Raw genomic sequence first — 24,538 nt, 5'->3', positions numbered from 1 at the left:
AGACTCGAATCGAACCGGAATCCCATCGTCTGCCTGCTCCTGATCCTTCGGTCCTCAGCTCGCCAACAGCTCGCGCAGCTCGACGAACGAATCGATCACCGCGTCCGGGTCGGACTCGCGGATATCGACGCCGTGGTTATAGCCGTAAGTGGTACAGATGACCTTGAACCCGGCCGCGCGTGCCGCGTTCACATCGCTCACCGAGTCGCCGATCATCAGCGACGCTTCCGGCTTGACGCCGAAATGACCGGCGGCATGGATCAGCGGCAGCGGATCGGGCTTCTTGCGCGGTAAGGTGTCGCCACTGATGACGATGCCGAAGAAGTCATAGATCCCGAGATGCTGGAGCAGCGGCTCGGTGAAGCGCGCCGCCTTGTTGGTGACGCAGCCGAGCGGATAGCCCGCGTCCCGCATGAACTCCAGCCCCTCGCGCACGCCCGGATAGAGTCCGGAGCGATTGAAGGTGTTCTCGGCATAGAGTTCGAGAAAGATCGGATAGGCGCGCTGATAGTCGGTCTCGTCCGGCTCGCCGTCGAGCCGACCGATCAGGGCGCGGCGCACCAGACGCTCGATGCCGTTGCCCACCCAGGTGCGCACGGCCGCCTCGCCGCGCGCCGGGCGTCCGAGCCGCGCCATCATGGCGTCGACGCAATAGGTCAGATCCGGAACACTGTCGACCAGGGTTCCATCGAGGTCGATCAGGATCATTTTCGGCTGCAACAGCGACATGGGCGCAGACTCCGGAATCGAGCGGGCAGGATCAGCGATCGACACGGGCGAGCGCGCGCCGCATCTCGGCGACGATGCTGTCGTAACGATTGGGGTCGGAGTCGCGGCCCTGGCCGAAGATGCCCGACCCGGAAACGAAGGTGTCGGCCCCGGCCGCCTTGATCTCGGCGATGTTGTCGGCCTTGACGCCGCCGTCGATCTCCAGCCGGATGTCGAGTCCCGAGTCGTCGATGATCTCGCGCACCTCGCGCAGCTTGTCGAGCGCCGAGGGGATGAAGCTCTGACCGCCGAAGCCGGGGTTGACCGACATCAGCAGGATCATGTCGACCTTCTCCAGCACATAGTCGAGATAGGTCAGGGGCGTGGCCGGGTTGAACACCAGACCGGACTTGCAGCCCGAGTCGCGGATGAGTTGCAGAGTGCGGTCGACGTGCTCGCTCGCTTCCGGATGGAAGGTGATGTAGGTCGCACCCGCCTTGGCGAAGTCGGGGATGATACGGTCGACCGGCTTGACCATCAGATGCACATCGATGGGGGCGGTGACGCCATGCTTGCGCAGCGCCTCGCACACCAGCGGGCCGATGGTCAGGTTCGGAACATAGTGGTTGTCCATGACATCGAAGTGCACGATGTCGGCGCCGGAGGCGAGGACGTTGTCGACCTCTTCGCCGAGCTTGGCGAAGTTTGCCGAGAGGATGGACGGTGCGATCAGATCAGCCGGCATGGTGTGTCCCCCAGACGATCCCGGTTCGGTCCGAACGCCCGCGTCGGGATCAGGATGTTTGTATAGTGTGGATGGGATGATCGGAAAGTCGTCAACTCTAACCCATGCGGAACCGTTTTTCACTCGCGTCGACGCGCGTCCGGCCCCATGTCTGAGGTTCAGGCTCGCGCTGCGTCAGTGACGCGAACCCGGCGAACTCGACACCGGCGGGGTTTAGGTTTTTAATTTTTCTCGGTTTTCGGAATCCGCCACCACTGGAGGGCACCTGCAATGCAATACAGACGTCTCGGCCGTTCGGACATCGACGTGAGCGCACTCTGTCTCGGGACCATGACCTTCGGGCAGCAGAACACCGAGTCCGAGGCCCATGCGCAACTGGATCTGGCGCTCGCCGTCGGGATCAACTTCATCGACACGGCCGAGATGTATCCGGTGCCGCCCCTGGCCGAGACCCAGGGCCTGACCGAGACCTATATCGGTACCTGGTTCAAATCGCGCGGCTGTCGGGATCGGGTGGTACTGGCGACCAAGGTCGCGGGTCCGGGCGACTGGCTGCCGCACATTCGGGGCGGGAAGAACCGGCTCGACCGGCCCAACATCGAGGCGGCGATCGACGCCAGTCTCAAGCGGCTCCAGACCGATTATATCGACCTCTATCAGCTCCACTGGCCGGATCGCCGGACCAACTTCTTCGGCCAGCTCGGTTATGACCCGGTCGACGACAGCGACAGCGTGCCCTTGCTGGAGACGCTCGAGGTGCTGGCCGATCTGGTCAGGGCGGGCAAGGTGCGTCAGATCGGCGTTTCCAACGAGACGCCCTGGGGGCTGATGCGCTATCTGGCGCTCGCCGAGCAGTATGATTTGCCGCGCGTGGTCAGCATCCAGAACCCCTACAACCTGCTCAACCGCAGTTTCGAGGTCGGTCTGGCCGAGATCGCCATTCGCGAGCAGTGCGGGCTGCTGGCCTATTCGCCGCTGGCCTTCGGCATGCTCTCGGGCAAGTATCTCAACGGCCGGCGTCCGGCGGACGGGCGTATCACCTTGTTCGAACGCTTCAGCCGCTATTCCAACGGCGAGGCTGAGCGCGCCACGGCCGAGTACGTCGCCCTGGCCGAGCTGCATGGTCTGGATCCGGCGCAGATGGCGCTGGCCTGGGTCACGAGTCGGCCATTCGTGACCTCCAACATCATCGGGGCTACGACACTCACACAGTTGGAGACCAATATCGGCAGCCTCGACATCAGGCTCGACGATGCGGTGATCGCCGGGATCGAATCGATCCACACCAAGCAGCCGAATCCGGCGCCTTGAGACTGGGGGGAGGTCGGTCGCGTCCGCGCGACCTGGATGTTGCGGTGGGGGAGTAGGGTACGCCATGCGTACCCTACGCAGGCTTCAACCGCCCTGTTGCGGCGTGCTCAAGACCTTGAGGTTGACCCGTGCGACGCCGCGATCGACGATGCCGAGTTCTCTGGCCGCCTCCTTGGAGAGATCGACGATGCGGCCCTTGACGAAGGGGCCGCGATCGTTGACCCGGACGACGATGCTGCGTCCGGTCTTGGCGTCCGTGACCTGGATTTTGGTGCCGAGCGGCAATGTCTTGTGTGCGGCGCTCAGGCGATGTTTGTTGTAGACCTGTCCGCTGGCGGTTTTGCGACCGTGCAGACTGTCGTGATAGAAGGATGCGATGCCTTTCTGGACATGACCGATTCCGCTATTGGCCGTGGCGCTGCCGGCGAAGGGCATAAGCCCCGCCAGCAGGCCGGCTGTGATGAGCGTCTTCTTCATGGAGCCAACCTCTTGTTTTCGAAGGGCGCGCCGAAACGATGAGACGCGATAAAACCCTTCTCTGACTTAAGAAAGGCGCCAGTCTAGGTGAAAACCCTATATGGGGTAAACCCTGAATCGGCCAAAAATAGCGATTAGTGTATGAATCGGTCCGTCAGGCCTCCCGGCTCACAGGTTGATCCACCCCATTGGCCTCCCGGCAATCCATGTCCGACATCGGACCGACCAGATCGGCCGACAGATGGGTCCAGGCACTCATCAGCGACACCAGTACCGTCGCCAGATAGGGAATGGCCTGCACCACCAGCACCGCGACCCAGATGCGCACGTCGAGCATGAAGGCATCATCGCGCTGCATCACCGACACCGCCGCGAACAGGAAGGCAAAAGCCAGCAGCGCCTCTTCGCGCGCATCGGCCAGGGCGCGGATCACCGCCGGCGCCTCGGCCATCTTGGGCGTGCGGAAGAAGCCGAGCTTGCCCGTCACCAAGCCCCCGAACATGGCGCGCGCAATGGTGTGCGAGAGCGCCAGCCCCGCCAGCCCGGCGGCCAGACTCTGGCGCAGCGTGGCCGTGACCCGGCGCCGGTACAGAAACAGGCTCTTCGACATCTTGAAGACGAACAGCACCAGCGGCACCAGGGCGATGGTCATATAGGGCGGGGTGACGGTGTCGGGAGCCATGACCATGGCCACCGACCAGGCGAGCGCGGCGAAGTTGAACAGCAGGTTGAAGCCGTCGGCGAACCAGGGCAGCCAGCCGGCGACGAAGTGATAGCGTTGACCGAGCGAAAGCGAGGTGCCCCGCAACCCGAGCAGTTCGCGCCGATGATGCAGCAGGATGCGCACCGCGCCATAGGCCCAGCGGTAGCGCTGCTTGCGGAAGTCGGCGAAGGTGTCCGGCATCAGACCCTGACCATAGGTGCAGGGGATGTAGAGCGCCTTGTGACCACCCTCGAACAGCCGCAGACCGAGTTCCGCGTCCTCGGTGATGCACCACTCGGCCCAGCCCTCGACGGCATCGAGCGTCCGGCGCCGGATCATGGTCATGGTGCCGTGCTGGATGATGGCGTTGCGCTCGTTGCGCGTGACCATGCCGAGATGGAAGAAACCGCGATACTCGGCCATGCACATGGCCTTGAAGGCATTCTGATGCGCGTCGCGATAGTCCTGCGGCGCCTGGACGATGGCCACCTCTGGATCGCCGAAGGCGGGCACCAGATGACGCAGCCATGGCGGACGCACGATGTAGTCGGCGTCGATCACGGCCACGACGTCGGCGCGCGGGTCGGTGTGACGCAGGGCGAAGTTGAGCGCCCCGGCCTTGTAGCCGGCGAGCGGGTCGACGTGGAAGAAACGGAAGCGCTCGCCGAGCCGGGCGCAATAATCGCGCACCGGCTCCCAGACGGCCGGATCCTTGGTGTTGTTGTCGATCACCAGCACCTCGAAGTGCGGATAATCGAGCGCGGCCAAACCGTCGAGCGTTTCCTTGAGCAGTTCGGGCGGTTCGTTGTAAGCCGGAACATGCACCGAGACGAAGGGGAGCCGGTCATCGGGCACCGAGCGTAGCGGGAAGGGCCGGCGCCAGCGGCGCAACCAGACCGACTCGGCCCATTCGTGCGCCTCGGCCATCAGCAGCACGATCACGCCCACGCCGCCGATGAGAAGCAACAGCCCGACGATGGCCGTCGCCGGGGTCATGTACTGGCGCGTGTAGTCGTAGACGATCCACACTGCCGCCGTCGAGATGGCATAGGTGATGAGCGCCAGGAAGCCCTTGCCGCGCTTGGAGAGCGTCGAGCTGTCGCGATAGAGGAAGGCCAGCAGCAGCACGCCCATGACCACCGACAGCCCGGCCAGCTCACGCCACTGCGGGATGCGCACCACGGGTTCGGTGAAGTCGAACTTGGGTTCGCGGTTGGTATCGTAGACGCCCCAGTAGGTGCCGGTCGCGCCCTCGGTCCTGAGCTTCCAGGGCTGGTCGAACGCCTCCATGACGTAATAGACATAGTGCTCGGACTCGGCGGCGGCCAGGAAGCGGCGCAGGAAGCGGGTCTGGTTGGCCAGGGACGCCTCGGCGCCGCGATTGCGCCGTCCGTTGCTCGGCCAGCCGACCTCGCCGATGATGATCGGTTTGTTCGGATAGGCCTCCTTGACCTGGTTGTAGCGGCTGATGGCGTAGTCGACCGCCTGATCCAGTGGCACGCCCTCCCAGTAGGGCAGCAGATGGATGGTGATGAAATCCACATGCTCGACCAGCTTGGGATACTTGAGCCAGACGTGCCAGGGCTCGGCGGTGCTGACCGGCAGCCAGGTGAACTGGCGCACCCGGTCCAGATAGGCGACCAGCTCCATGACCTCGACGTCGTCGCGCAGGATGGCCTCGTTGCCGACCATGACCCGCACCAGATTGCGATACCCCTTGGACAGGATCTCGCGCAGACGCCCGAGTTCGGCCTCGTTGGCCTCTGGATCGTCGCCGATCCAGGCGCCGATCGTCACGTTCAGGTCGTACTGGGCGGCCAGTCGCGGGATCTCGGCCAGAGTGCTCTCGACGGTGTAGGAGCGCACGGCATGGGCGCGGCCCTTGAGCAGGGCCAGGTCGGCGTCGATGTCCTCGACCGAGGGAAAGCGTTTCTGGCTCGGGTCGTCGTCGGCGCGCATGGGCGAGAAGGAGAAGCCCTGGATACGGGTCGGCCAGGCCGGCTCCTCGTTGGGCCGGTTGAGTATCCACCAGGCCGCGATCGTGAGAACGGCGATCAGGATCGGAATGACGAAGTTGACGGAGCGATTCATGGGCGGGTGCGCTCAGGGGCGATGGACTATCCGGGGCAGCGGGGACCGATACGACAAAGACCCCAGCCAAACGAAGGCTATGATAGCTTGATCCGGTGTGTTTCGAATGCCTGCCGCACGCGATTTCGATGCGAGGCGAATGTCCAGCCTGAGAGCTGTGCGTCTGGATGTGAACGAAAATTAAGCTGCCGTCAATTTCACGGCAAGGCCGTCTTGGCGATACTGTCGGCGGGCAGCGTTGGCTCAGAGCCGGCGGTTTGGTCTTGAACAGGCGCGAGGGCGCAAACACGATGCATATCCTGCTGGTCGAGGACGATCCACAGATGGCCGAATATCTGCGCAAGGCGCTCGTCGAGGCCGGCGCCGCCGTCGACCGCGCGGCCGATGGACGCGAGGGCTTGCTGATGGCCGCCGGCAGCGACTATGACGTCCTGATCCTGGATCGCATGCTGCCCGGACTCGACGGGCTGGCGATCGTGCGAACCCTCCGTGCCTCGGGCAACCATACCCCGGTGCTGTTTCTGAGCGCGCTCGGCGATGTCGACGATCGGGTCGAGGGGCTGCGCGCCGGGGGCGACGACTATCTGATCAAACCCTTTGCCTTCTCTGAGCTCCAAGCGCGGGTCGAGGCGCTGCTGCGGCGCGGCGCGGCCGAGGCCCCGGAGACCCGGCTGCGCGTGGCCGATCTGGAAATGGATCTGCTCAAGCGTGAGGTCACGCGCGCGGGTCAGTCCATCCAGCTCCAGCCGCGCGAATTCCGGCTGCTGGAGTGTCTGATGCGCCATGCCGGACAGGTCGTCACCCGTACCATGCTGCTCGAACAGGTCTGGGACTATCATTTCGATCCCCAGACCAACGTCATCGACGTGCACATCAGCCGTCTGCGCGGCAAGATCGACAAGGACTTCGAGCCGCCGCTGTTGCAGACGGTGCGCGGCGCCGGTTACAGGTTGCAGGCCGGGTGAGGGCCGCCGTCCCGACGCTCCGGCTGCGAGCCCGACTCGCGCGCGTTCCGCGCGGCTCCATCTTCCGGCTGGCGCTGCTCTATGTGCTGCTGCTCGCCGGCTCGGTGGGCATCCTGCTCGGCTTCATCTACTGGTCGACCGCCGGCTACATGGACCGCCAGACCACAGAGACCATCGAGGCCGAGATCCGGGGTCTGGCCGAGCAGTATCGCCGCCGTGGACTGGTCGGTCTGACGGGACTCATCAGCGAGCGGGTGGCGCGCGATCCGGTGGGAGCGAGCGTCTATCTGCTGGTCGACGAGCATTTCGAGCGTGTAGTCGGCAATCTGGATCGCTGGCCGTCCGAATCGCCCGATGCCGAGGGCTGGATTCGTTTCCGGCTGCGCGAGTGGGGCACGGATCACGCCGAGGAGCACGAGGCACGCGCGCAGGTCTTCCTGTTGCGCAGTGGTCTGATGCTGCTGGTCGGGCGCGACATCCGCGATCTGGAGGCGACCCGCCGGCTGATCCTGGATGCCCTGACCTGGGGTCTGGCGATCACCCTGGCCCTGGCGCTCGCGGGGGCCTGGCTGATGAGCGCCACCCTGACCCGGCGGCTGGATGCGATCAACCAGACCAGCCGCGAGATCATGGAGGGCGATCTGACGCGCCGTATTCCGCTCAGCGGCAGCGGCGACGACTTCGACCGGCTCGCCGATGGGCTCAACCGGATGCTCGAGCGCATCGAGGCGCTCATGGCCGGCGTGCGTCAGGTCTCGGACAACATCGCCCATGATCTGCGCACGCCCCTGACCCGACTGCGCAACAAGCTCGAACTGCTCGCCGCCGCCCTGCCCGAGTCGAGCGAGTCCCGTCTGCTGGCCGAGGAGGCCATCGCCGATGCCGAGGAGCTGCTCGCGACCTTCAACGCCCTGCTGCGCATCGCGCGCCTGGAGTCCGGCAGCCGGCGTTCGGCCTTCGGGCCGGTCGATCTGGTGCCGCTGATCGAGGATCTGGTCGAACTCTACGAGCCGCTGGCCGCCGAGCGCGAGCAGCGGCTCGACTGGGCGGCCGGGGCGTCCTCGATCGTGGTCGAGGGCGATCGCGATCTGCTGTTCCAGGTCATGGCCAATCTGGTCGACAACGCCATCAAATACACCCAGCCCGGCGGGTACATCCGGCTCGCGGTCGATTCGGCGGATGGATCGGCACGGGTGCTGGTCGCCGACGATGGCCCCGGCATCGCACCCGAGTTGCGTGAGCAGGTGTTCAGGCGTTTCTTCCGTGTCGACGACAGCCGCGCCACGCCCGGCAGCGGACTGGGGCTGAGTCTGGTGCAGGCCGTCGTCGCGCTCCACCGCGCGCACATCGAGCTCTCGGACAATGCACCGGGGTTGCGGGTGACGCTGAGCTTCGGGCGCGCGTCTCAGTAGGCCCCGCTCAGTCCATCCTGCTGATTGCCCCAGGGACGTCCGAGGAACAGATAGAGCGCGCCATTGCCGCTGTCGGCCTGCCCATAGCCGAGATAGAGCGGGCCGATGAAGGTGTCGGCGCCGACGAAGAGACTGCCGCCGAAGCGCAGACTGTCCCAATCGATGTCGCTACGCTCGTCCCACACGTTGCCGAACTCCAGCGAGCCGCCGGCATAGGTCTTGATCAGGCTCGTGCCGAGATCGCGCAGATAGATGGCGCGAACCAGACCGAGATTGGCCCCCGAGAGTTCGTTCTGATTGAAGCCCGAGAGGTTGAGGAAACCGCCCAGTCGATAGTAGGACTGCGGCGGGGCCTGGCCGCCGAAGCTCCCGGCCAGCGTCATCCCGGTCAGGAGACTGTTGCGGCCCCAGCTCTGGGCGCGCAGCCAGCTCAGGCTGCCTTGGTCGTAGTCGTGCGAGGCTCCCAGCTCGCCGCGCGAGGTGAGCGCCTGCGCATCGAGCGACCAGCCGTGGCGCGGGAAGGTCAGGCTGTCGAGTTTGTCGATACTGAATCTCAGGCTCAGCTCGCCGGCATCGAAGTCATAGTCCGGATAGGGCGTGGCGCCGATGCGCTGCTCGGCGCGTCCGTCGAAGCGGGCATAGCGCAAGCCCAGGCGGCCCCAGGTGTCGAGGTTGCGCCCGAACTCCAGTGCGCCACCCGTGCGCGTGAGCTGATATTCGGCGATGGGTTTGCTGTGGGCATCGGGATCGAAGAGCACCAAATTGTCGTTCAGATAGCCCAGGCCGGCCATCACATACCATTTCTCCAGGGGGTCGAGGGGCTGATAGAGGGCGGTGTAGAGGCCGGGTTCCTCGCCCAGCTGGAACTGGGTGCGCCATTCGCCGTTGAACGCATTGAGCGGTGCCATGGTGTAGGCCAGGCCGATGTTGAAGCGCGAATCGCCGCCCGTGGTCGAGGAGAACTCCAGTCCGCCCTGGAGCGAGCTGGTGCCCCAGGATTTCTCGCGCGCTGTTACCACCAGTGTGGCTTCGGAATCGGTCTGGTCCTCCAGGTGATAGCGCACCGACTCGAAATTGTCCTGATCGTAGATGCGGGCCAGTTGACGTTCCAGGGCGGCCGGGTCGAGCCGCTCGCCGGGGACGACGTCGAGCCGTTCGCTGATGACGCGATCCGAGAGCCGCGAGTGGTTCTCGATGCGCACCGCGCGGATGGTCGGGCGCGTGTAGGGCGCCGGCTGGCGGCGTTCGCGATAGGCGGCATACTGGGCGTTCGGCAGGGCGAGCCGGGCCAGTTCGGGGCGAGCATCCTCGGCGGCGCGCTCGCCGATGGCGATGGCCGCGAGCATCTTGCCGAAGTCGCTCGCCAGCACCTCTTGCCCGAGCGCCGGCGTGATCAGCAGATCGCGCCCGCCAAGCGTGGCGATCTGCTCCTGGGTGTTGCGCCAAGTCACGAGGCTGGCGATCTGGTCGAGCATGGTCAGAACGTTGGAGATCTCCTCGCGCTCGCGTCTTGGGCCGCCGACATCGACGGCGATGACGATGTCGGCGCCCATCCGGCGCACCACGCTCACCGGCAGGTTCATCGCCAGCCCGCCGTCGACGAGCAGCCGGTCGCCGATCTCGACCGGGGCGAAGACCGCCGGCACGGCCATGCTGGCGCGCATGGCCGTGGCCAGATCGCCTTCGCCGAGGACAACCGCCTCGCCGGTGACGACATCCGTAGCCACGGCGCGGAAGGGGATGCGCAGGTCGTCGAAGTCCCGGATGCGGCTGGCCGGCAGGCTGTACTTGCGCAGCGCCAGATCCAGCTTCTGGCCCTGGATCAGGGCCGGGGCCAGATTGACCTTGCGCTCGCGCTCCTGCACGCCGGGGCGTGCCTTGACCAGATAGTTGCGATCCTCCAGCTTGCGGCGCATCCGTCGGTCTTCGCGCTCGGCCTCGTCCTGGAAGATGGTGTCCCAGTCGATCTCCTCGATGGTCCGTTCGATCTCGTCGGGCGAGAGGCCCATGGCATAGAGTCCACCGATGATCGAACCCATCGAGGTGCCGGCGACATAGTCGACCGGAATACCCAGTTCCTCGATCAGCTTGAGCACCCCGACATGGGCCGCGCCGCGCGCGCCGCCGCCGGAGAGGGCCAGTCCGATCTTTGGCCGCTCAGCCGCCTCGACCTGGGGCGCGGGGAGCGTGAAGACGACGAGGACGATGAGCGACAGGGCCAGCCAGGCTCTGAAACCGGGTTTGTTGAAGGGCATGGGACATCTCCATGGCTTGGGCGAGCTGGAAGGAAACCACGATTTCAGTGGCCAGGTCGAGACTCGGGTGTGTGCTCAGCCATAGAGCAACAGTGGCCTGACCACCTCGGCCCACTGCGCTTCGTCCGGTTGCAGACGCTGTTCCAGATCCTCGGGTCCGGCCTCCGGGTCGTCGACCCATTCGCGCAGGAAGGGGCCGCCCGAGAGCAGGTCGATGGCCAGCCGCTCGGTCTCGTATTCGTAATGGAAGTGACGCCAGAGCGGATAGTCGGGATATTCAAGCCGGATGCACTTGAACAGGAGCGCGATCAGACGATAGGGCTTGAAATGCTCGTGCCGGTAGTCGGCGTTGTCGGTATGGATCTGGAATCCGGCGCACCGCTGACCGGCGTGCTTGTTGAAGGTCGGCTCGAACCAGCACGAGCGGATGAGCGCGCCCTGGAGCCAGTCGGCGCGTTCGCGCTCCATGCGCGTGAGCAACAGATCCGCATCCAGATCGGGCGCGCCGACGAGTTCGAGCGCCGTGGTGGTGCCGCGTCCCTCCGAGAGCGTGGCGCCCTCCAGGAGCACGGTTCCCGGAAAGCAGCGCGCCATGTTGAGACTGGCGGCGTTGGGACTGGGATTGACCCAGGACAGCTCCATCACCGGCCAGCCATAGCCGGGCGCCTCGTTCGGGTGATAGCCCTCCATCGCCACCACGTGCAGATCGAGATCCAGGTTCAGATGGGCGATGAACCATTTGGCCAGTTCACCCAGCGTCAACCCATGGCGCATCTGGATGGGACCGGCACCGACGAAGCTCTCCCAGCCCGGTTCCAGCAGACTGCCCTCGATCGGCCGCCCGGCCGGATTCGGCCGGTCCAAGACCCAGAGCGTCTTGCCATACGCGGCGCAGGCGCGCATCAGATAGACCAGGGTCGTGACATAGGTATAGATGCGCGTACCGATGTCCTGGAGATCGATCAGCAGGACATCGAAGCCATCGAGCATGGCGGCCGTCGGTTCGCGCACCTCGCCATAGAGGCTATAGACGGGGATTCCATGCCGGGGATCGATCTCGTCCGGGGTCTCGATCATGTTGTCCTGTTTGTCGCCGCGCATTCCATGCTGGGGGCCGAAGGCCGCGACGATATCGAGTTCCTTCAGCGCCATGAGCGCATCGAGCGCATGATGTCCGTGACGAGTCATAGAGGCCGGATGGCCGAGCAGCGCCACGCGCCGCCCCCAGAGCGGTTTGCGCAGTTCCGGATTTTCGAGCAGACGGTCCAGACCGAGTTTGATCATTGTGTATTTCGGGATCCTGTAGTGTCGATTGTGAGAGGCCGCAACAGCGCATCCGCAGCCGGTTTTTTACGGACCAAGTACGGAAAATGGTCGGCCGACTCGAATCCGGCATATCCTAGCGGCCTCTGTTTGTCATAGAATGATGCCGATGCGCCGCTCCGATTTCCATTATGAACTTCCCGCCGAACTGATTGCCCAACACCCGCTGCCCGAACGCTCAGGTTCGCGCCTGCTGGTGCTCGACGGTTTGGAGACCCCGCCACGCGATCGGATGTTCACCGATCTGCCAAGCCTGCTCAAACCCCATGACCTGCTGATCTTCAACAACACCCAGGTGATGCGTGCCCGTCTGTTCGGCCACAAGGAGACGGGCGGACAGGTCGAGATCCTGATCGAGCGTCTGCTCGACGCGCGTGAGGCGCTGGCCCATGTGCGCGCCAGCAAATCACCCAAGCCGGGCAGTCGTATTCGTGTGACCGATGGGGCCTGGTTGTCGGTCGTCGGTCGTGAGGGTGATCTATTCCGGTTGCGCGCGCTCGAAAGCGATTTCAGCGAACAGATGGCGCAGCACGGTCATATGCCGCTGCCACCCTATATCCATCGTCCGGACGACGTGCTCGATGAGTCCCGCTATCAGACCGTCTTCGCGCGTCGCACGGGCGCGGTCGCGGCACCGACGGCGGCGCTCCATTTCGACGAGCCGATGCTCGCGCGGCTCGATGCGCTCGGAGTCGCACGCGCCGAGATCACACTGCATGTCGGTGCCGGAACCTTTCAGCCGGTGCGCGAAGACGATCTCGAACGCCACCACATGCATTCCGAATGGCTCGAAGTCGACGAGACGGTGTGTGAACGAATCGAACGGACACGTCAATTGGGCGGGCGTGTCATTGCCGTGGGCACCACCAGCGTCAGAAGTCTCGAAACAGCGGCGACCGATGGTAGGCTCAGACCTTTTCGGGGCGAGAGTCAGCTTTTCATTCGGCCCGGTTATCGTTTCAAGGTTGTCGACGCCATGATTACGAATTTCCATTTGCCCGAATCGACCCTGCTAATGTTGGTGGCGGCCTTTTCGGGGTATTCCGAAATCATGAAAGCCTACCGCCATGCCATCGACCAGCGTTATCGCTTCTTCAGTTATGGTGATGCCATGTTCCTGACGCGTCAGGATGTGGCCTGAATATTTTCAGACCGATCTAGAATATTCATTCCACTTTGTAATAAAATAGCGGCATCGCTGTCATGATTCCATGACGCCGAAGTCATCAGGCTATTCACCACCAGGAGACATACGAGTGGAACATTCCAATCTCAGCCTCGAAGAAATCCAGCGTCAGCTGGAAGAAGCCGATAACAAGAAAGCCCAGCTCGAAAAGCTGCTCAAGGACAAGCGCGAGGAAGGCAAGGGCGCGGTCGTCGAACAGATCAGAAACATCATTCTCGACAACGGCTATGATCCGGAAGAGATCATGAATCTGGTTCTGCGCCGTCGCCGCAAGCTCGTCAGTGATCGTCAGTATCGCCGTTATGTCGATCCGGACAATCCTGAAAACTTTTATTCGCGCGGTGTTCTGCCGGGCTGGATGAAGGAGAAGATGGCCCAGCAGGGCTATGACCCGAATTCCAAGGAAGACCGCGAAGCCTTCAAGGCCAACTCGCTGCGACTGGTCGAGGGCTGAAACGACTGCCATGCGCGCGACGTCCTTCAGTATGACGTCAGCTCGTGATATCCGGTGCAGTCATTTCTGACCTCTGCCTCGGACGCGGTTCGTGATCGATGTCTGGATATCGAATCCAACGAACCGCGTTCGCTCGTACTGACCTCCTCACATTTCACGCGCACGCCAGCCTGTCACCGAGACCTGTGTATCTTTACGGATATACCGCGCTCCGGTCTTGCCGTATCGTCCTCCTCAACGCGAGGAACGGACCGCCTCCCAAGCTTCGCTCCGGCACCCGGAGCCAAGACTGTCGAATCAGTTGTGCATTGATTTTTCGACCGTTTTCTCACTCTCTTCAATGCGCTTTCCACGGAATTTGAACGATGAATATCTATGTCGGCAACCTGGCCTACAGCGTCACCCAGGACGAGCTTCGCGATGCCTTCGGCGCCTATGGTGAAATCTCCAGCGTGAACCTGATCACGGACAAGTTCACTGGCAGCTCCAAGGGCTTCGGTTTCGTCGAGATGCCGAACAACTCCGAGGCCGATGCCGCGATCAAGGGTCTCAACGAGACTCCGCTCAAGGGTCGTAACCTGAAGGTCAACCAGGCCAAGCCGCGTGGCGAGCGCCCAGCCGGCCGCGGACCGCGCTGGTAAGCCCCCCCCTGACTGCGTCTGGGGTGGTCTGTCGCGGTGTCGACCGGCGCCGTCGCCTACTCTCCGGACGCGGTTTAAAAAACCGATTTCGATCTGTTACCGTTACGGCATTCGATCCCTGCCTCCGGATGCCGCTGAATGATCCATCCTGTCCCGCCTAGCTCCACGCTGCTCTATCGCGTCAGACCCGTCTCGCCTCAGGCCCATCTGTTCGAGGTCGAGATCCTGGTCGAGCCGTCGTCCGAATGCACGCTCGTACTCTCCATGCCGGCCTGGATTCCAGGCAGCTACATGATCCGCGACTTCGCGCGTAACATCGTTGCCATTTCCGCGTTCGATGAGCGTGACCAACCCCTCGCGCTCCAAAAGACCGACAAGCAGACCTGGCGTCTGGCTGAGGTCGCCGGGCCATGCCGGATTCGCTATCGCGTCTTCGCCTGGGATCTCTCGGTACGCGCGGCGCATCTCGATGCCATCCATGCCTATTTCAATGGTCCGGCCTTGCTGTTGCGCGTGCATGGACTGGAGGATCGTCCCTGTCGGCTGGAACTCCAGCCGCCCGATGGCGAATCCTTCAGTGAGTGGCGTCTGGCCACTAGTCTCCAGCCGCTCGACGTCGATCCCCGTGGATTCGGTCTCTATGGCGCCGAAGACTATGAGGATCTGATCGACCATCCGGTCGAGATGGGGCGCTTCCGTGAACTGGCGTTCGACGTGTCCGGCGTTCCGCATCGGTTCGCCATCACGGGGCGGCATCGGCTCGACGAATCGCGCCTGCTGGGCGACCTGACGCGCGTCTGCGCCGAACACGCTGCGCTCTTCGGCGAACTGCCGATCGATCGCTATCTTTTTCTCGTCACGGCTCTGGGCGAGGGCTATGGCGGGCTGGAGCATCGCTATTCGACCAGTCTGCTCTGTGTCCGCGACGATCTGCCCCAGCCGGGGGATGACGCGCCCACCGAGGGTTACAAGCGCTTTCTGGGCTTGTGCAGTCACGAATACTTCCATCTCTGGCATGTGAAGCGCATCCGTCCGCGTGCCTTGATGGAGTCGAATCTGGAGCGCGAGGCGCCGACTCGTACCCTTTGGGCCTTCGAGGGCATCACCTCCTATTACGACGAGCTGGCACTGGTGCGCGCCGGCTGCATCGGCGAGAAGGACTATCTCGGGCTGCTCGCCCAGACCCTGACCCGCGTGGCGCGCACGCCCGGACGGCGCGTCCAGACACTGGCCGAGTCGAGCTTCGATGCCTGGATCAAGTTCTACAAGCCCGACGAGAATGCGCCCAACGCTCTGGTGAGCTATTACGCCAAGGGGGCGCTGGCGGCCCTGATGCTGGATCTGACACTCCGCCGTGACACCCAGGGCGCCTGTTCGCTCGACGACGTGATGCGCGAGCTGTGGCGTGTCCATGGGCGGACCGGAGTCGGTGTCGAGGAACGCGGCGTGGAGGCGATCGCCTCGGCGGTCAGCGGGCTGGATCTGAGCGGCTTCTTCGCCCGCGCCTTGGATTCCACGGATGAACTGGACCCGACCGAACTGCTGGCCGATGTCGGCGTGGCGCTGCGCTGGCGTCCGAATCGCGGCGACAAGGATCTCGGCGGCCAGGTCGAGCGCTTCGAGCCGGTCACGGCCAAGCCGACGCTCGGGGTGCGGCTGCGTCCAGGCGAGACCCTGATCCAGAACGTGCTCAATGAGAGCGCGGGCGAGCGCGCCGGATTGGCGCCGGGCGATCAACTACTGGCCGTCGAGGGTCTGCGCGTCACGCCCGCCAATCTGGAGACGCTGGTCGCGCGTGCCGCCGTCGACGGTGCGCCCGTGGTTCTCCATGTCTTCCGGCGCGATGAGCTGTTGACCCTGACCGCCGATCCTGAGCCGGCGCCCGAGGATACCTGTGAGCTGAGTCTGCTGGATGATGTCCCGGAGGCCGTGAAACGGGCGCGCGCGCACTGGCTGTCGAGCGTCAGCGCCAGAGGCCGCCATGGATGAGCGCCAGCTCGCCCTGATCCGGCGTCTCTCGGATGGCCGGTCGCACTCGGGCGAGGCCATCGCGCGCGAGTTCGGTCTGACCCGCGCGGCGGTCTGGAAAACGCTGCGCAAGACGGCCGATGCGTTCGGACTCGAACTGATCTCCGAACGCGGGCGCGGCTATCGGCTGGCCACGCCGCTCGAACTGCTCGATGCCGGGCGTATCCGCGCGACCCTGTCCGAGTCCGGACGTGCGCATCTGAGCCGGCTCGACATCCATCCCGTGATCGATTCGACCAATCGCGAACTCATGCGTCTGGCCGCCGAAGGCGCACCCTCCGGGAGCGTCTGTCTGGCCGAGCGTCAGACGGCCGGGCGCGGGCGGCGCGGGCGCGAATGGGTGTCGCCATTCGGGGTCAATGTCTATCTTTCGCTGCTGTGGCGCTATCCGTTCGCGCCGTCCAATCTGGGCGGGGCGAGTCTGGCCGTCGGCGCGGCGCTGGCTGCCGTACTGAGCGAACTCACGGATGAGGGAGTCGCGCTCAAATGGCCGAATGATCTGCTATGGCAGCGGCGCAAGCTCGCCGGCCTGCTGCTGGAAGTGGCGGGTGAGTCTCAGGGGCCATGCCATCTGGTGGTCGGACTCGGACTCAATCTGCGCATGACGGCCGGGCAGGGGAGCGCCATCGATCAACCCTGGGCGGGTCTCGAAGAGGCGCTCGGCGGCGTCATGGTCGGACGCAATGCCTTGGTGGCCTGCCTGCTGGAAGCGTTGCTGGAGGCGCTCGATCGCTATGGGCGCGAGGGGCTGGCGCCCTTTCTCCCGCTGTGGCGTGCCCATGATGCCTATCTGGGCGCGCCGGTGCGGCTACTGCTCGGCGAGCGGGTCATCGAGGGGATCCACGCGGGCGTGGCCGACGATGGGTCGCTGTTGCTGGATACGTCGGACGGACGCCGTGCCTTCCAGGCCGGCGAGGTCAGTCTGCGTCCGCTGGAGTCTCAAATCCAATGAATCTGCTCATCGATATCGGCAATACCAATCTGCGCTGGACACCGCATGGCGCCGGGACCGAGTGGTCAGTCCGGATCGCGCGTCACTCGGGCGCGATTCCGCTCGATCTGCTGGCGGCCTGGGAGCCGATCCAGCCACCGGAGCGCGTGATCGTCAGTCATGTCGGAGGGCCGGCAGTCGCCGAGGCGCTGGAGCGGGTGACGCGCGCGCTCTGGAAAATCGAGCCTGAATACGTCCGTGTGGCGCCGGTCGCCGCCGGTGTGCGCATTGCTTACGAGTCTCCGGAACGCTTCGGTGTCGATCGCTGGCTGGGACTCATCGCCGCCCATGCCGAGCGTCGACAGGCGACGCTCATCCTCGATGCCGGCAGCGCCGCGACCTTCGATCTGCTGCTGGCCGATGGGCGTCATCTCGGCGGGCTCATCCTGCCGGGGGTCGAGATGATGCGCACCAGTCTGCTCATGGGCACCCACATCCCGCGCGTCGAGTACGAACCGACCGATGTCGACTGGGCCACGGATACCACCACGGCGGTTGCCGCCGGCAGTCTCGGCGCCATCGCCGCGCTGGCCACCCGGCTGCATGACCGGCTGGCCGAGGCGGCGGGCGAGTCGCCCAGATTCATCCTCGCGGGCGGCGATGCCGAACGTCTGCGCCCCTATCTCGATCGTCCTTGCGAGACCGTCCCTGATCTGGTGCTACGAGGGCTGGCCGTGCTGACGGAAATGCTCGAAATCGAGCAGATGCAGTAGCTTGAAAAGCTTGATCTTGCCACAGTGGCGCGTATGGCTCGCGAAGTAGAGGATGGCGCTGATCAGCTTTTCGCGCTCGTGGGTGATGAGCACACGGAGAGCCAGAGGGTATGTGGCGCCCTCGACAGGATTTGAACCTGTGACCTACCGCTTAGGAGGCGATTGCTCTATCCAACTGAGCTACGAGGGCTTGTGAAGTGAGGACATTCTAGCGCAAGGCGGACACTCGGACCATGCCGCCCGCCCGAGTCTCATTCGGACGGACGTCGCCCCGCACGTCGCCAGCGCCAGGCCAGATCGGCCAGATGGGTGACGAGCGATCCGGTCAGGGCCAGACTGATCCAGCCCCACCAGGCCCCCACCAAAGCCGCCCGCAACGCCAGCATCAGCAGAAATCCCGACAGCAGGAAGCCGATCAGATCCGAGGGCGGAAGCCCACGCCCGGTGCGCCGATGCACGAGGGCCAATACCAGGCCCTCGACCACGATCAGCACCAGGATCAGATCGATGATCCGACCGCTGGCGAACAGCTCGCTCAACGCGGCGACACCAGACCCAGCAGATGAGCCATGTCCTTGAAGAAGATCCGCAGATGCGCGCCCGGACGGGCCTTGACCAGACGCTTGTTCATATAGGCCTCCCAGGTCAGATACTGGATGTCCGGGTCGGCGCAGAGGCTCACGAAGCGCTCGCGGCGCTTGTCGCTGGAATACCAGAAGCGCTGCATGATGCCCAGCACCCAGAACACCTTGCCGTGGTCCTTCATGAAACGCTTGCGCGCCTGCTTGAGCGCCTTGGGATCACCGGTGCGGCAGAACTCGTCGACGGCCTGCGCGGCCAGCCGTCCGCCCATCATGGCGTAATAGATGCCCTCGCCCGAGGCCGGGGCGACCACGCCCGCCGCATCGCCCGCCAGCAGGATGTCGCGCCCGTTGTCCCAGCACTTGAGCGGTTCGAGCGGAATCGGCGCGCCCTCGCGACGCAGGATCTCGGCATCGCCCAGTCCGGCGCGCCGGCTCAGTTCGGTACAGGCCGCGCGCAGCGAGAAACCCGGAACGGCCGTGCCCACGCCGACGCTGATGGTGTCGCCGTGCGGGAAGACCCAGCCGTAGAAGTCCGGCGAGATGTCGCCCTGATAGTAAACATCGCAACGGCTGCCGTCGAAGCCTTCCGGGGTGCGCAGGATCTCGTGATAGGCCGAGACATACTTGACCGTCTCATAGCCCGGAACATAGTGCTTGCCGACGAAGGAGTTGGCCCCGTCGGCGCCGATGACGGCGCGCGCCCGAACCTTCTCGCTCGGCGAATCGTTGCGCCCCTGACCAGGACGATAGACGACGATCGCCGTCCCGTCCGTATCGCGCTCGATCTTCTCGAAGGTGCCGGTACGACGGGTCGCGCCGGACTCGGCGGCACGCGCCCGCAGCCACTCGTCAAAGTGCTCGCGGTCGACCAGACCCACGTAACCGTTCTGGATCGGCATGTCCACCTTGCGGTCCGAAGGCGAGATCATGCGCGCCGAGCTGACGCGGTTGGCCAGCACCGATTCGGGCAGATCGAAGTCACGCATGGCCTGAGGCGGAATGGCGCCGCCGCAGGGCTTGATGCGCCCGGCACGGTCGAGCAGGCACACCGAGCGGCCCGCCTTGGCCAGATCGTTGGCGGCGGTCGCGCCGGCCGGTCCGCCGCCGATCACGACGACGTCGAAGGTTTCGAGGTTGGACATGGGGAATCTCGTTGCTGGAGCGTTCGTTCAGGATTGACAGGGAGGATGGAGGGCGCGCGCTTCGCTGAACATCCGGCGCCGCCCCGCATCCGCGAGGTTCAGCCGGCCGCCGTCATCAGCCCGCGCACGGCGAAGGCGCTGATCATCATGCCGGTGACATAGACGGTCACGCCCAGTCCGCTGAACCAGACGGCGCGTTCGACCGGCTTGGCGAGGAAACGGACCATCAGGGCGACCTGGATCAGCAGCACCACGCCGACGGCGATGGCATGGGCCGGCTTGTCCCAGGCGAACAGCAGCGCGACCACGACCGCCTGCGGCAGGCCCATGACGACACAGGCCCACCAGGCCGCCTTCTCGACGCCGAGCTGAACCGGCAGCGAGCGCACGCCCATTTCGATGTCGCCCTCGATGGCCTTGAAGTCGTTGAGCGTCATGATGCCGTGCGCGCCGAGACTGTAGAGCAGCGCCAGCACCAGGATCTCCCAGCCGGGCAGGGCGCCGCCGATCATGACCGCCGCGCCCGTGACCCAGGCCAGGCCCTCATAGGAGATGCCGGCGGCCAGATTGCCCCACCAGCCGTTGCCCTTGAAACGGAAGGGCGGGGCGCTGTAGCCCCAGGCGATGGCCATGCCGATCAGTGCCAGGCCGAACACCCAGGGACCGAGCACATAGGCCAGCGCCAGCGAGACCACCGTCCAGATCAGCGACAGATAGAAGCCCCAGCGTCCGGGGATGCGCCCGGACGGAATCGGGCGATCCGGCTCGTTGATGGCGTCGACATCACGGTCGTACCAGTCGTTGACGACCTGACTGGTGGCGCACATCAGCGGCCCGGCCAGGATGATGCCGGCGATCAGCAGCCACCACTGCTCCAGGATCGGCGCGCCCGAGGAGACCACGCCACAGGTGAAGGCCCACATCGGCGGGAACCAGGTGATGGGATGCAGGACTTCGAGAATGGCCTTGGGCTCGGGATAGGTCCGGGTCGCGATGACCGTGGTCTGATTCATGCGGGGGAAACCTGTCTTGGGTGCGGTTTGATCCGTGCATCGCCCGATTCCAAGCCCCCCGGACATCGCGAGGCATGAACTCCCGAACCGGAGTGCAGGCCGTCGAGTTCGGAAGCGATGGAAGGTCGTATCGGGCGCGGCAAAACGGTTGTTTAGGGTTCTTCGGCGGACGCCGGCGCGGCATGATGATCCGCGACGATGCCGTAGCGGTCGATTTTGACGTACAGACTTTGCCGACTCAAGCCCAGCAGTTCGGCGGCCGAGGCGCGGTTGTCCCCGGTGAGCTTGAGCGCGGCCTCGATGCACAGTCGCTCGATGGTGTCGGTCGACTCGCGCACCAGTTCCTTGAGCGGTACGCGCCCGACGCGCTCGGTGAGCTGATCGAGCCAGCGCGTCTGCTCGGGGCTGACCGGCGGCTCGCTGTGCAGTCGGCGTCCGACGTCGCGGATGAAGAAGCCGAAGTAGGGCCGTTCGCCGTTGCGCACCGCCGCCGCCGAGATCTCGACATCCGTGGTGGTGCCGTACTCGCCGCGCAGCAGGGTCGCGAACAGCCGCACCGTGGTGTATTGACGCAGATTGGCCATGAGCACGCTGAGATCGACCCCCGGACGCCCAAGCCAGCGGTCGAGCGACTCGCCGCGCGCCTGCTGTTCGGTGGCGATCTCGGCCAGGCTCAGGAAGGTGGCGTTGGCGCTCAGGACGCGCCCGTCGGCATCCGTGATGACCACGCCGTCCGGGGCCTCTTCGAGCACGCGCAGATAGCGCACCTTGGCATCCGGCGGCGCGCTGGAGGCCGACTCGGCCAGGATCGGCGACAGCCGCACCAGCAGGAAGGAGGCGTTCTCCTGACGCAGCAGCGAGGCCGCGACCAGGAAGTCTTCCGCACCGTCGATCAGACGCGCCCGCACGTCGTCGGCACGTCCGGCCGCGCGCACGCCCGCCAGCAGACCGTTGATGGCCTGCGTACCCTCAGTGTCGAAGCCTTCGGGGAAGGGGCGCCCGATGATGCGCGCCGGCGCCTCGCCCAGAAGCTGACCGGCGGCCGGATTGGCCTCGACCACGCGCTGAGTCGGCGCGTCGATGATGAGGATGGCCTCCGAGACCATACGGAACAGCAGCCGGTAGCGGGTCTCGACCTGACGGAAGCGCCAGTAGTCGCGCTCTAGGGCCTGCTGGGCGTCGATGAGCTGCTGCTGGAGCGCCGCCATGCCCTGGAGACTGCGTCCGACCGCGACGATGGGACCGTCGTCGCCCTTGAGGCGCAGGGCACGGTACTGGATCGGGATCTCGTTGCCGCGCGCGCCGCGATGCGTGACCTGACGCCAGCGCGTGACCGGAACCTGCCGGACCTCGTCGAGCAGGGCTTCGAGATTGGGGCGGGTGTCGAGCGAGACGCTCGTCAGCCAGGGCTCGCCGATCCAGTCGGCGTCGACATCGGAGCGCAGATCAGCGTTGCCGAAGGAGACGTCCCGGACCGTCCCCGCCGCGTCGAGCACGACGGCGACATCGGCCAGCCCCTCGATCAGGGCGGCCGCCGTCGCGGCATCAAGGGTGCCGAGATGCTCATTCGGGGCGCTGAACGCAGTCACGGCCACCGGACCCTCCACGGCCACATGGGCACATCCTCGATGCTCCGGGCACGCGGAGTCTCCACGGCCAGGGACTCGGTGGATTCCACGGCGGCCATCGGACGCAGCACCGGCCGCGATGGACATTCACCTCCAGTTTTGGTCTTCATTCAGCTTGGCTCGGCTCGATACCCAGGCGCGTCTAAGGCACTCATCCGCGGTTCGGGCCGACTCACTGGAGTAGATCGTTCTTCCCTATAAGAAGTAAGGGATCGGGCAAACGCCAGAATGGAGCGGCTCCCAATCCGGGGCTTGACCCCTATTGTGGTGGCTTGTTTCGGGTTGTCAAGTCAGGTTTACGTAAAGTTTGGTTGACGCATCAAGGAAAGCGGACTAGATTTCCACTGACGATTCGGTAAAGATCTAGGGGATCTTTCAATCGCATTTCGGCCTCAAGCACAGCAGATGACCCAGCATTCAGCCTCACAGCCCCCGCGTCGGCCACTCTACACCCCGGAAGAGCGCCGGCGGCGGGACGAATCGTCATGGACCCTGGTTCAGGGGATCCTTGCGCCCGTGCAGTTCGTGGTGTTCCTGATCAGCCTCTATCTCGTGTTGCGCTATCTGGCGACCGGCGAGGGCTATCTGGCTGCGACCATTTCGGTCGTCGTCAAGACCCTGGTGCTCTACACCATCATGATCACCGGCTCGATCTGGGAGAAGGTGGTCTTCGGCAAGTATCTGTTCGCCGAGTCGTTCTTCTGGGAAGACGTGTTCAGCATGCTGGTGCTGGCGCTGCATACGGCCTATCTGGTCGCGATATTCACGCTCGACAGCCAGACCCAGATGTTCATCGCCCTGGCCGCCTATGCGACCTACATCATCAACGCCGGTCAGTTCCTGATCAAGCTGCGCGCGGCCCGGCTCGAAGGTCAGCGTAAGGACAACGCCCAGGACGGCGCACTCGCCGGAGCCGCCGAATGAGCGCGCCCGAGATTCGCTGCGAGCAGGGACAGCGTCAGGTCTTCTGCGGTCTGTCCGGTATCGTCTGGCTGCATCGCAAGATCCAGGATGCCTTCTTCCTGGTCGTCGGTTCGCGCACCTGCGCCCATCTGCTGCAATCGGCGGCAGGTGTGATGATCTTCGCCGAGCCGCGTTTCGCGACCGCGATTTTGCAGGAGCGCGATCTGGCCGGTCTGGCCGACTGCAATCAGGAACTCGACCGCGTCGCCGCCGAGGTGCTGGAGCGCCGTCCCGACATCAAGACCCTGTTCCTGGTCGGCTCCTGTCCGTCCGAGGTCATCAAGCTCGATCTGGGCAAGGCCGCCGAGCGGTTGTCCGAGGTCTATCGCGACCGGGTGCGGGTGCTCGACTATTCGGCCAGTGGTCTGGAGACCGCGTTCACCCAGGGTGAGGATGCGTGCTTGCAGGCACTGCTGCCCGAGTTGCCGACCCGTGCGGCGGGCGAGCGTTCGCTCCTGATCGTCGGCACCCTGCCCGATGTGGTCGAGGATCAGTTCAAACGGCTGTTCGACGAGCTGGGCATCGGCCCGGTCGAATTCCTGCCGCCGCGTCACGCGACCGAGTATCCGTCGGTCGGCAACGGCACCCTGATGCTGCTGGCTCAGCCCTTCGTCGGCGAGACGGCGCGTGCACTCCAGAAGCGCGGCGCGACCCTGATCACCGCGCCCTATCCGTTCGGCATCGAGGGCACGCGCGCCTGGCTCAAGGCCGCGACCGACGCTTGGGGCATCCCCGCCGAGCGGCTGGAGGCGGTCACGGCTCCGGCCATCGCCCGTGCCGAGAAAGGTCTGGCCCGTCAGCGCGAACTCCTGGCCGGCAAGCGCATCTGCTTCCTGCCCGACTCGCAGCTCGAAATCCCGATGGCGCGCTTCCTCCAGCGCGAATGCGGCATGGAGCTGGTCGAGGTGGCCACGCCCTTCCTGGATCGTCAGCTCATGGAGGCCGAGCTGCCGCTGCTGCCGCCGGATCTGCATCTGACCGAGGGGCAGGACGTGGATCGGCAACTCGACCGCGTGCGCGCGGCACGGCCCGATCTCACCGTCTGCGGTCTGGGTCTGGCCAATCCGCTGGAGGCCGAGGGCCTGCGCACCAAGTGGTCGATCGAGCTGGTGTTCACGCCGGTCCATGGCTTCGATCAAGCGGCCGATCTGGCCGAGCTGTTCGCGCGCCCCCTGGTGCGCGGCGCCTTGCTGAAGGTTTGACGA

General features: G+C 64.9%; 21 protein-coding genes and 1 tRNA gene. 11 read left to right on the top strand and 11 right to left on the bottom strand.

Annotated elements, in window-relative coordinates:
• Positions 1 to 54: 54 nt before the first annotated feature.
• Together HW932_RS10690 and rpe are read right to left on the bottom strand one after the other, a co-directional pair.
• Positions 55 to 729, bottom strand: coding sequence for a phosphoglycolate phosphatase (locus HW932_RS10690; RefSeq protein WP_176976479.1), 675 nt, complete (start codon positions 727 to 729; stop codon positions 55 to 57).
• Between the two features lie 31 nt (positions 730 to 760).
• Positions 761 to 1,453, bottom strand: coding sequence for a ribulose-phosphate 3-epimerase (rpe, locus tag HW932_RS10685; RefSeq protein WP_176976478.1), 693 nt, complete (start codon positions 1,451 to 1,453; stop codon positions 761 to 763).
• 270 nt (positions 1,454 to 1,723) lie between these two features.
• Here rpe and HW932_RS10680 point away from each other — a divergent pair, with 270 nt between their 5' ends.
• On the top strand, positions 1,724 to 2,764 hold the full coding sequence (locus HW932_RS10680; protein WP_176976477.1) for an NADP(H)-dependent aldo-keto reductase: 1,041 nt from the start codon (positions 1,724 to 1,726) through the stop codon (positions 2,762 to 2,764).
• Positions 2,765 to 2,848: 84 nt separating this feature from the next.
• Here HW932_RS10680 and HW932_RS10675 read toward each other — a convergent pair whose 3' ends face one another.
• Both HW932_RS10675 and HW932_RS10670 read right to left on the bottom strand, forming a co-directional pair.
• Entirely contained in the window at positions 2,849 to 3,241 is a 393-nt protein-coding gene (locus tag HW932_RS10675) for a septal ring lytic transglycosylase RlpA family protein (protein WP_176976476.1), read from the bottom strand.
• 154 nt (positions 3,242 to 3,395) lie between these two features.
• Positions 3,396 to 6,035: a glycosyltransferase gene (locus tag HW932_RS10670; protein WP_176976475.1), complete on the bottom strand. Its 2,640-nt coding sequence runs from the start codon at positions 6,033 to 6,035 to the stop codon at positions 3,396 to 3,398.
• Positions 6,036 to 6,325: 290 nt separating this feature from the next.
• Between HW932_RS10670 and HW932_RS10665 the strand changes: the two genes are divergently transcribed.
• Together HW932_RS10665 and HW932_RS10660 are read left to right on the top strand one after the other, a co-directional pair.
• Positions 6,326 to 7,000 (top strand): response regulator transcription factor, encoded by a 675-nt coding sequence (locus HW932_RS10665; RefSeq protein ID WP_176976474.1) that lies wholly within the window; start codon positions 6,326 to 6,328, stop codon positions 6,998 to 7,000.
• Positions 6,997 to 8,412 carry a sensor histidine kinase gene (locus HW932_RS10660; RefSeq protein WP_343047266.1) on the top strand — a complete coding sequence of 472 codons (1,416 nt, stop codon included), beginning with the start codon at positions 6,997 to 6,999 and terminating at the stop codon, positions 8,410 to 8,412. Before HW932_RS10665 ends, HW932_RS10660 begins: the two co-directional genes overlap by 4 nt.
• Here HW932_RS10660 and HW932_RS10655 read toward each other — a convergent pair.
• Positions 8,406 to 10,667, bottom strand: a complete 2,262-nt coding sequence (locus tag HW932_RS10655; protein ID WP_176976473.1) for a patatin-like phospholipase family protein — start codon at positions 10,665 to 10,667, stop codon at positions 8,406 to 8,408. The genes HW932_RS10660 and HW932_RS10655 overlap by 7 nt on opposite strands.
• Positions 10,668 to 10,742: 75 nt before the next feature.
• Positions 10,743 to 11,951, bottom strand: a complete 1,209-nt coding sequence (locus HW932_RS10650; RefSeq protein WP_176976472.1) for an exo-beta-N-acetylmuramidase NamZ family protein — start codon at positions 11,949 to 11,951, stop codon at positions 10,743 to 10,745.
• Positions 11,952 to 12,099: 148 nt separating this feature from the next.
• Between HW932_RS10650 and queA the strand changes: the two genes are divergently transcribed.
• From queA to HW932_RS10620, 6 genes are all read left to right on the top strand, one after another.
• Positions 12,100 to 13,131 (top strand): tRNA preQ1(34) S-adenosylmethionine ribosyltransferase-isomerase QueA, encoded by a 1,032-nt coding sequence (gene queA, locus HW932_RS10645; RefSeq protein WP_176976471.1) that lies wholly within the window; start codon positions 12,100 to 12,102, stop codon positions 13,129 to 13,131.
• A gap of 70 nt (positions 13,132 to 13,201) precedes the next feature.
• Positions 13,202 to 13,630: an H-NS histone family protein gene (locus HW932_RS10640; RefSeq protein WP_222932310.1), complete on the top strand. Its 429-nt coding sequence runs from the start codon at positions 13,202 to 13,204 to the stop codon at positions 13,628 to 13,630.
• A gap of 365 nt (positions 13,631 to 13,995) precedes the next feature.
• Positions 13,996 to 14,271 carry an RNA recognition motif domain-containing protein gene (locus HW932_RS10635; protein ID WP_176976469.1) on the top strand — a complete coding sequence of 92 codons (276 nt, stop codon included), beginning with the start codon at positions 13,996 to 13,998 and terminating at the stop codon, positions 14,269 to 14,271.
• 138 nt (positions 14,272 to 14,409) lie between these two features.
• Positions 14,410 to 16,260, top strand: coding sequence for a M61 family metallopeptidase (locus HW932_RS10630; RefSeq protein WP_176976468.1), 1,851 nt, complete (start codon positions 14,410 to 14,412; stop codon positions 16,258 to 16,260).
• The gene (birA, locus tag HW932_RS10625) at positions 16,253 to 17,251 is read left to right on the top strand and encodes a bifunctional biotin--[acetyl-CoA-carboxylase] ligase/biotin operon repressor BirA (RefSeq protein WP_176976467.1); all 999 of its coding nucleotides are present in this window, start codon (positions 16,253 to 16,255) and stop codon (positions 17,249 to 17,251) included. Before HW932_RS10630 ends, birA begins: the two co-directional genes overlap by 8 nt.
• On the top strand, positions 17,248 to 18,003 hold the full coding sequence (locus HW932_RS10620; RefSeq protein ID WP_176976466.1) for a type III pantothenate kinase: 756 nt from the start codon (positions 17,248 to 17,250) through the stop codon (positions 18,001 to 18,003). Before birA ends, HW932_RS10620 begins: the two co-directional genes overlap by 4 nt.
• Before the next feature lie 113 nt (positions 18,004 to 18,116).
• Here the strand turns inward: HW932_RS10620 and HW932_RS10615 are convergent.
• The 5 genes from HW932_RS10615 to ppsR all read right to left on the bottom strand — a co-directional run bounded on the left by HW932_RS10615 (position 18,117) and on the right by ppsR (position 22,331).
• A tRNA-Arg gene (locus HW932_RS10615) sits at positions 18,117 to 18,193 on the bottom strand.
• Positions 18,194 to 18,254: 61 nt separating this feature from the next.
• Positions 18,255 to 18,542, bottom strand: a complete 288-nt coding sequence (locus tag HW932_RS10610) for a hypothetical protein (RefSeq protein ID WP_176976465.1) — start codon at positions 18,540 to 18,542, stop codon at positions 18,255 to 18,257.
• Positions 18,539 to 19,729, bottom strand: a complete 1,191-nt coding sequence (locus HW932_RS10605; RefSeq protein WP_176976464.1) for a geranylgeranyl diphosphate reductase — start codon at positions 19,727 to 19,729, stop codon at positions 18,539 to 18,541. The genes HW932_RS10610 and HW932_RS10605 overlap by 4 nt, the downstream gene beginning before the upstream one ends.
• 98 nt (positions 19,730 to 19,827) lie before the next feature.
• Positions 19,828 to 20,742 (bottom strand): chlorophyll synthase ChlG, encoded by a 915-nt coding sequence (gene chlG, locus HW932_RS10600; RefSeq protein WP_176976463.1) that lies wholly within the window; start codon positions 20,740 to 20,742, stop codon positions 19,828 to 19,830.
• Between the two features lie 152 nt (positions 20,743 to 20,894).
• A complete protein-coding gene (ppsR, locus tag HW932_RS10595) occupies positions 20,895 to 22,331 on the bottom strand; it encodes a transcriptional regulator PpsR (RefSeq protein WP_176976611.1) in 1,437 nt (478 codons plus the stop codon).
• A gap of 444 nt (positions 22,332 to 22,775) precedes the next feature.
• Here ppsR and bchF point away from each other — a divergent pair, with 444 nt between their 5' ends.
• Both bchF and HW932_RS10585 read left to right on the top strand, forming a co-directional pair.
• A complete protein-coding gene (gene bchF / locus HW932_RS10590) occupies positions 22,776 to 23,294 on the top strand; it encodes a 2-vinyl bacteriochlorophyllide hydratase (protein WP_176976462.1) in 519 nt (172 codons plus the stop codon).
• Positions 23,291 to 24,535 carry a ferredoxin:protochlorophyllide reductase (ATP-dependent) subunit N gene (locus tag HW932_RS10585; protein ID WP_176976461.1) on the top strand — a complete coding sequence of 415 codons (1,245 nt, stop codon included), beginning with the start codon at positions 23,291 to 23,293 and terminating at the stop codon, positions 24,533 to 24,535. The genes bchF and HW932_RS10585 overlap by 4 nt, the downstream gene beginning before the upstream one ends.
• The last annotated feature ends 3 nt before the right edge of the window (positions 24,536 to 24,538 follow it).

This window comes from Allochromatium humboldtianum (genome assembly GCF_013385175.1).
GTDB lineage: Bacteria > Pseudomonadota > Gammaproteobacteria > Chromatiales > Chromatiaceae > Thermochromatium > Thermochromatium humboldtianum.
This window is presented reverse-complemented; position numbering and strand designations above follow the sequence as displayed.

Coding starts and splice junctions, on each gene's coding strand:
- HW932_RS10690 (WP_176976479.1), bottom strand. CDS start 729: ATGTCGCTGTTGCAGCCGAAAATGATCCTGATCGACCTCGATGGAACC.
- rpe (WP_176976478.1), bottom strand. CDS start 1,453: ATGCCGGCTGATCTGATCGCACCGTCCATCCTCTCGGCAAACTTCGCC.
- HW932_RS10680 (WP_176976477.1), top strand. CDS start 1,724: ATGCAATACAGACGTCTCGGCCGTTCGGACATCGACGTGAGCGCACTC.
- HW932_RS10675 (WP_176976476.1), bottom strand. CDS start 3,241: ATGAAGAAGACGCTCATCACAGCCGGCCTGCTGGCGGGGCTTATGCCC.
- HW932_RS10670 (WP_176976475.1), bottom strand. CDS start 6,035: ATGAATCGCTCCGTCAACTTCGTCATTCCGATCCTGATCGCCGTTCTC.
- HW932_RS10665 (WP_176976474.1), top strand. CDS start 6,326: ATGCATATCCTGCTGGTCGAGGACGATCCACAGATGGCCGAATATCTG.
- HW932_RS10655 (WP_176976473.1), bottom strand. CDS start 10,667: ATGCCCTTCAACAAACCCGGTTTCAGAGCCTGGCTGGCCCTGTCGCTC.
- HW932_RS10650 (WP_176976472.1), bottom strand. CDS start 11,951: ATGATCAAACTCGGTCTGGACCGTCTGCTCGAAAATCCGGAACTGCGC.
- queA (WP_176976471.1), top strand. CDS start 12,100: ATGCGCCGCTCCGATTTCCATTATGAACTTCCCGCCGAACTGATTGCC.
- HW932_RS10640 (WP_222932310.1), top strand. CDS start 13,202: ATGACGCCGAAGTCATCAGGCTATTCACCACCAGGAGACATACGAGTG.
- HW932_RS10635 (WP_176976469.1), top strand. CDS start 13,996: ATGAATATCTATGTCGGCAACCTGGCCTACAGCGTCACCCAGGACGAG.
- HW932_RS10630 (WP_176976468.1), top strand. CDS start 14,410: ATGATCCATCCTGTCCCGCCTAGCTCCACGCTGCTCTATCGCGTCAGA.
- birA (WP_176976467.1), top strand. CDS start 16,253: ATGGATGAGCGCCAGCTCGCCCTGATCCGGCGTCTCTCGGATGGCCGG.
- HW932_RS10620 (WP_176976466.1), top strand. CDS start 17,248: ATGAATCTGCTCATCGATATCGGCAATACCAATCTGCGCTGGACACCG.
- HW932_RS10605 (WP_176976464.1), bottom strand. CDS start 19,729: ATGTCCAACCTCGAAACCTTCGACGTCGTCGTGATCGGCGGCGGACCG.
- chlG (WP_176976463.1), bottom strand. CDS start 20,742: ATGAATCAGACCACGGTCATCGCGACCCGGACCTATCCCGAGCCCAAG.
- bchF (WP_176976462.1), top strand. CDS start 22,776: ATGACCCAGCATTCAGCCTCACAGCCCCCGCGTCGGCCACTCTACACC.
- HW932_RS10585 (WP_176976461.1), top strand. CDS start 23,291: ATGAGCGCGCCCGAGATTCGCTGCGAGCAGGGACAGCGTCAGGTCTTC.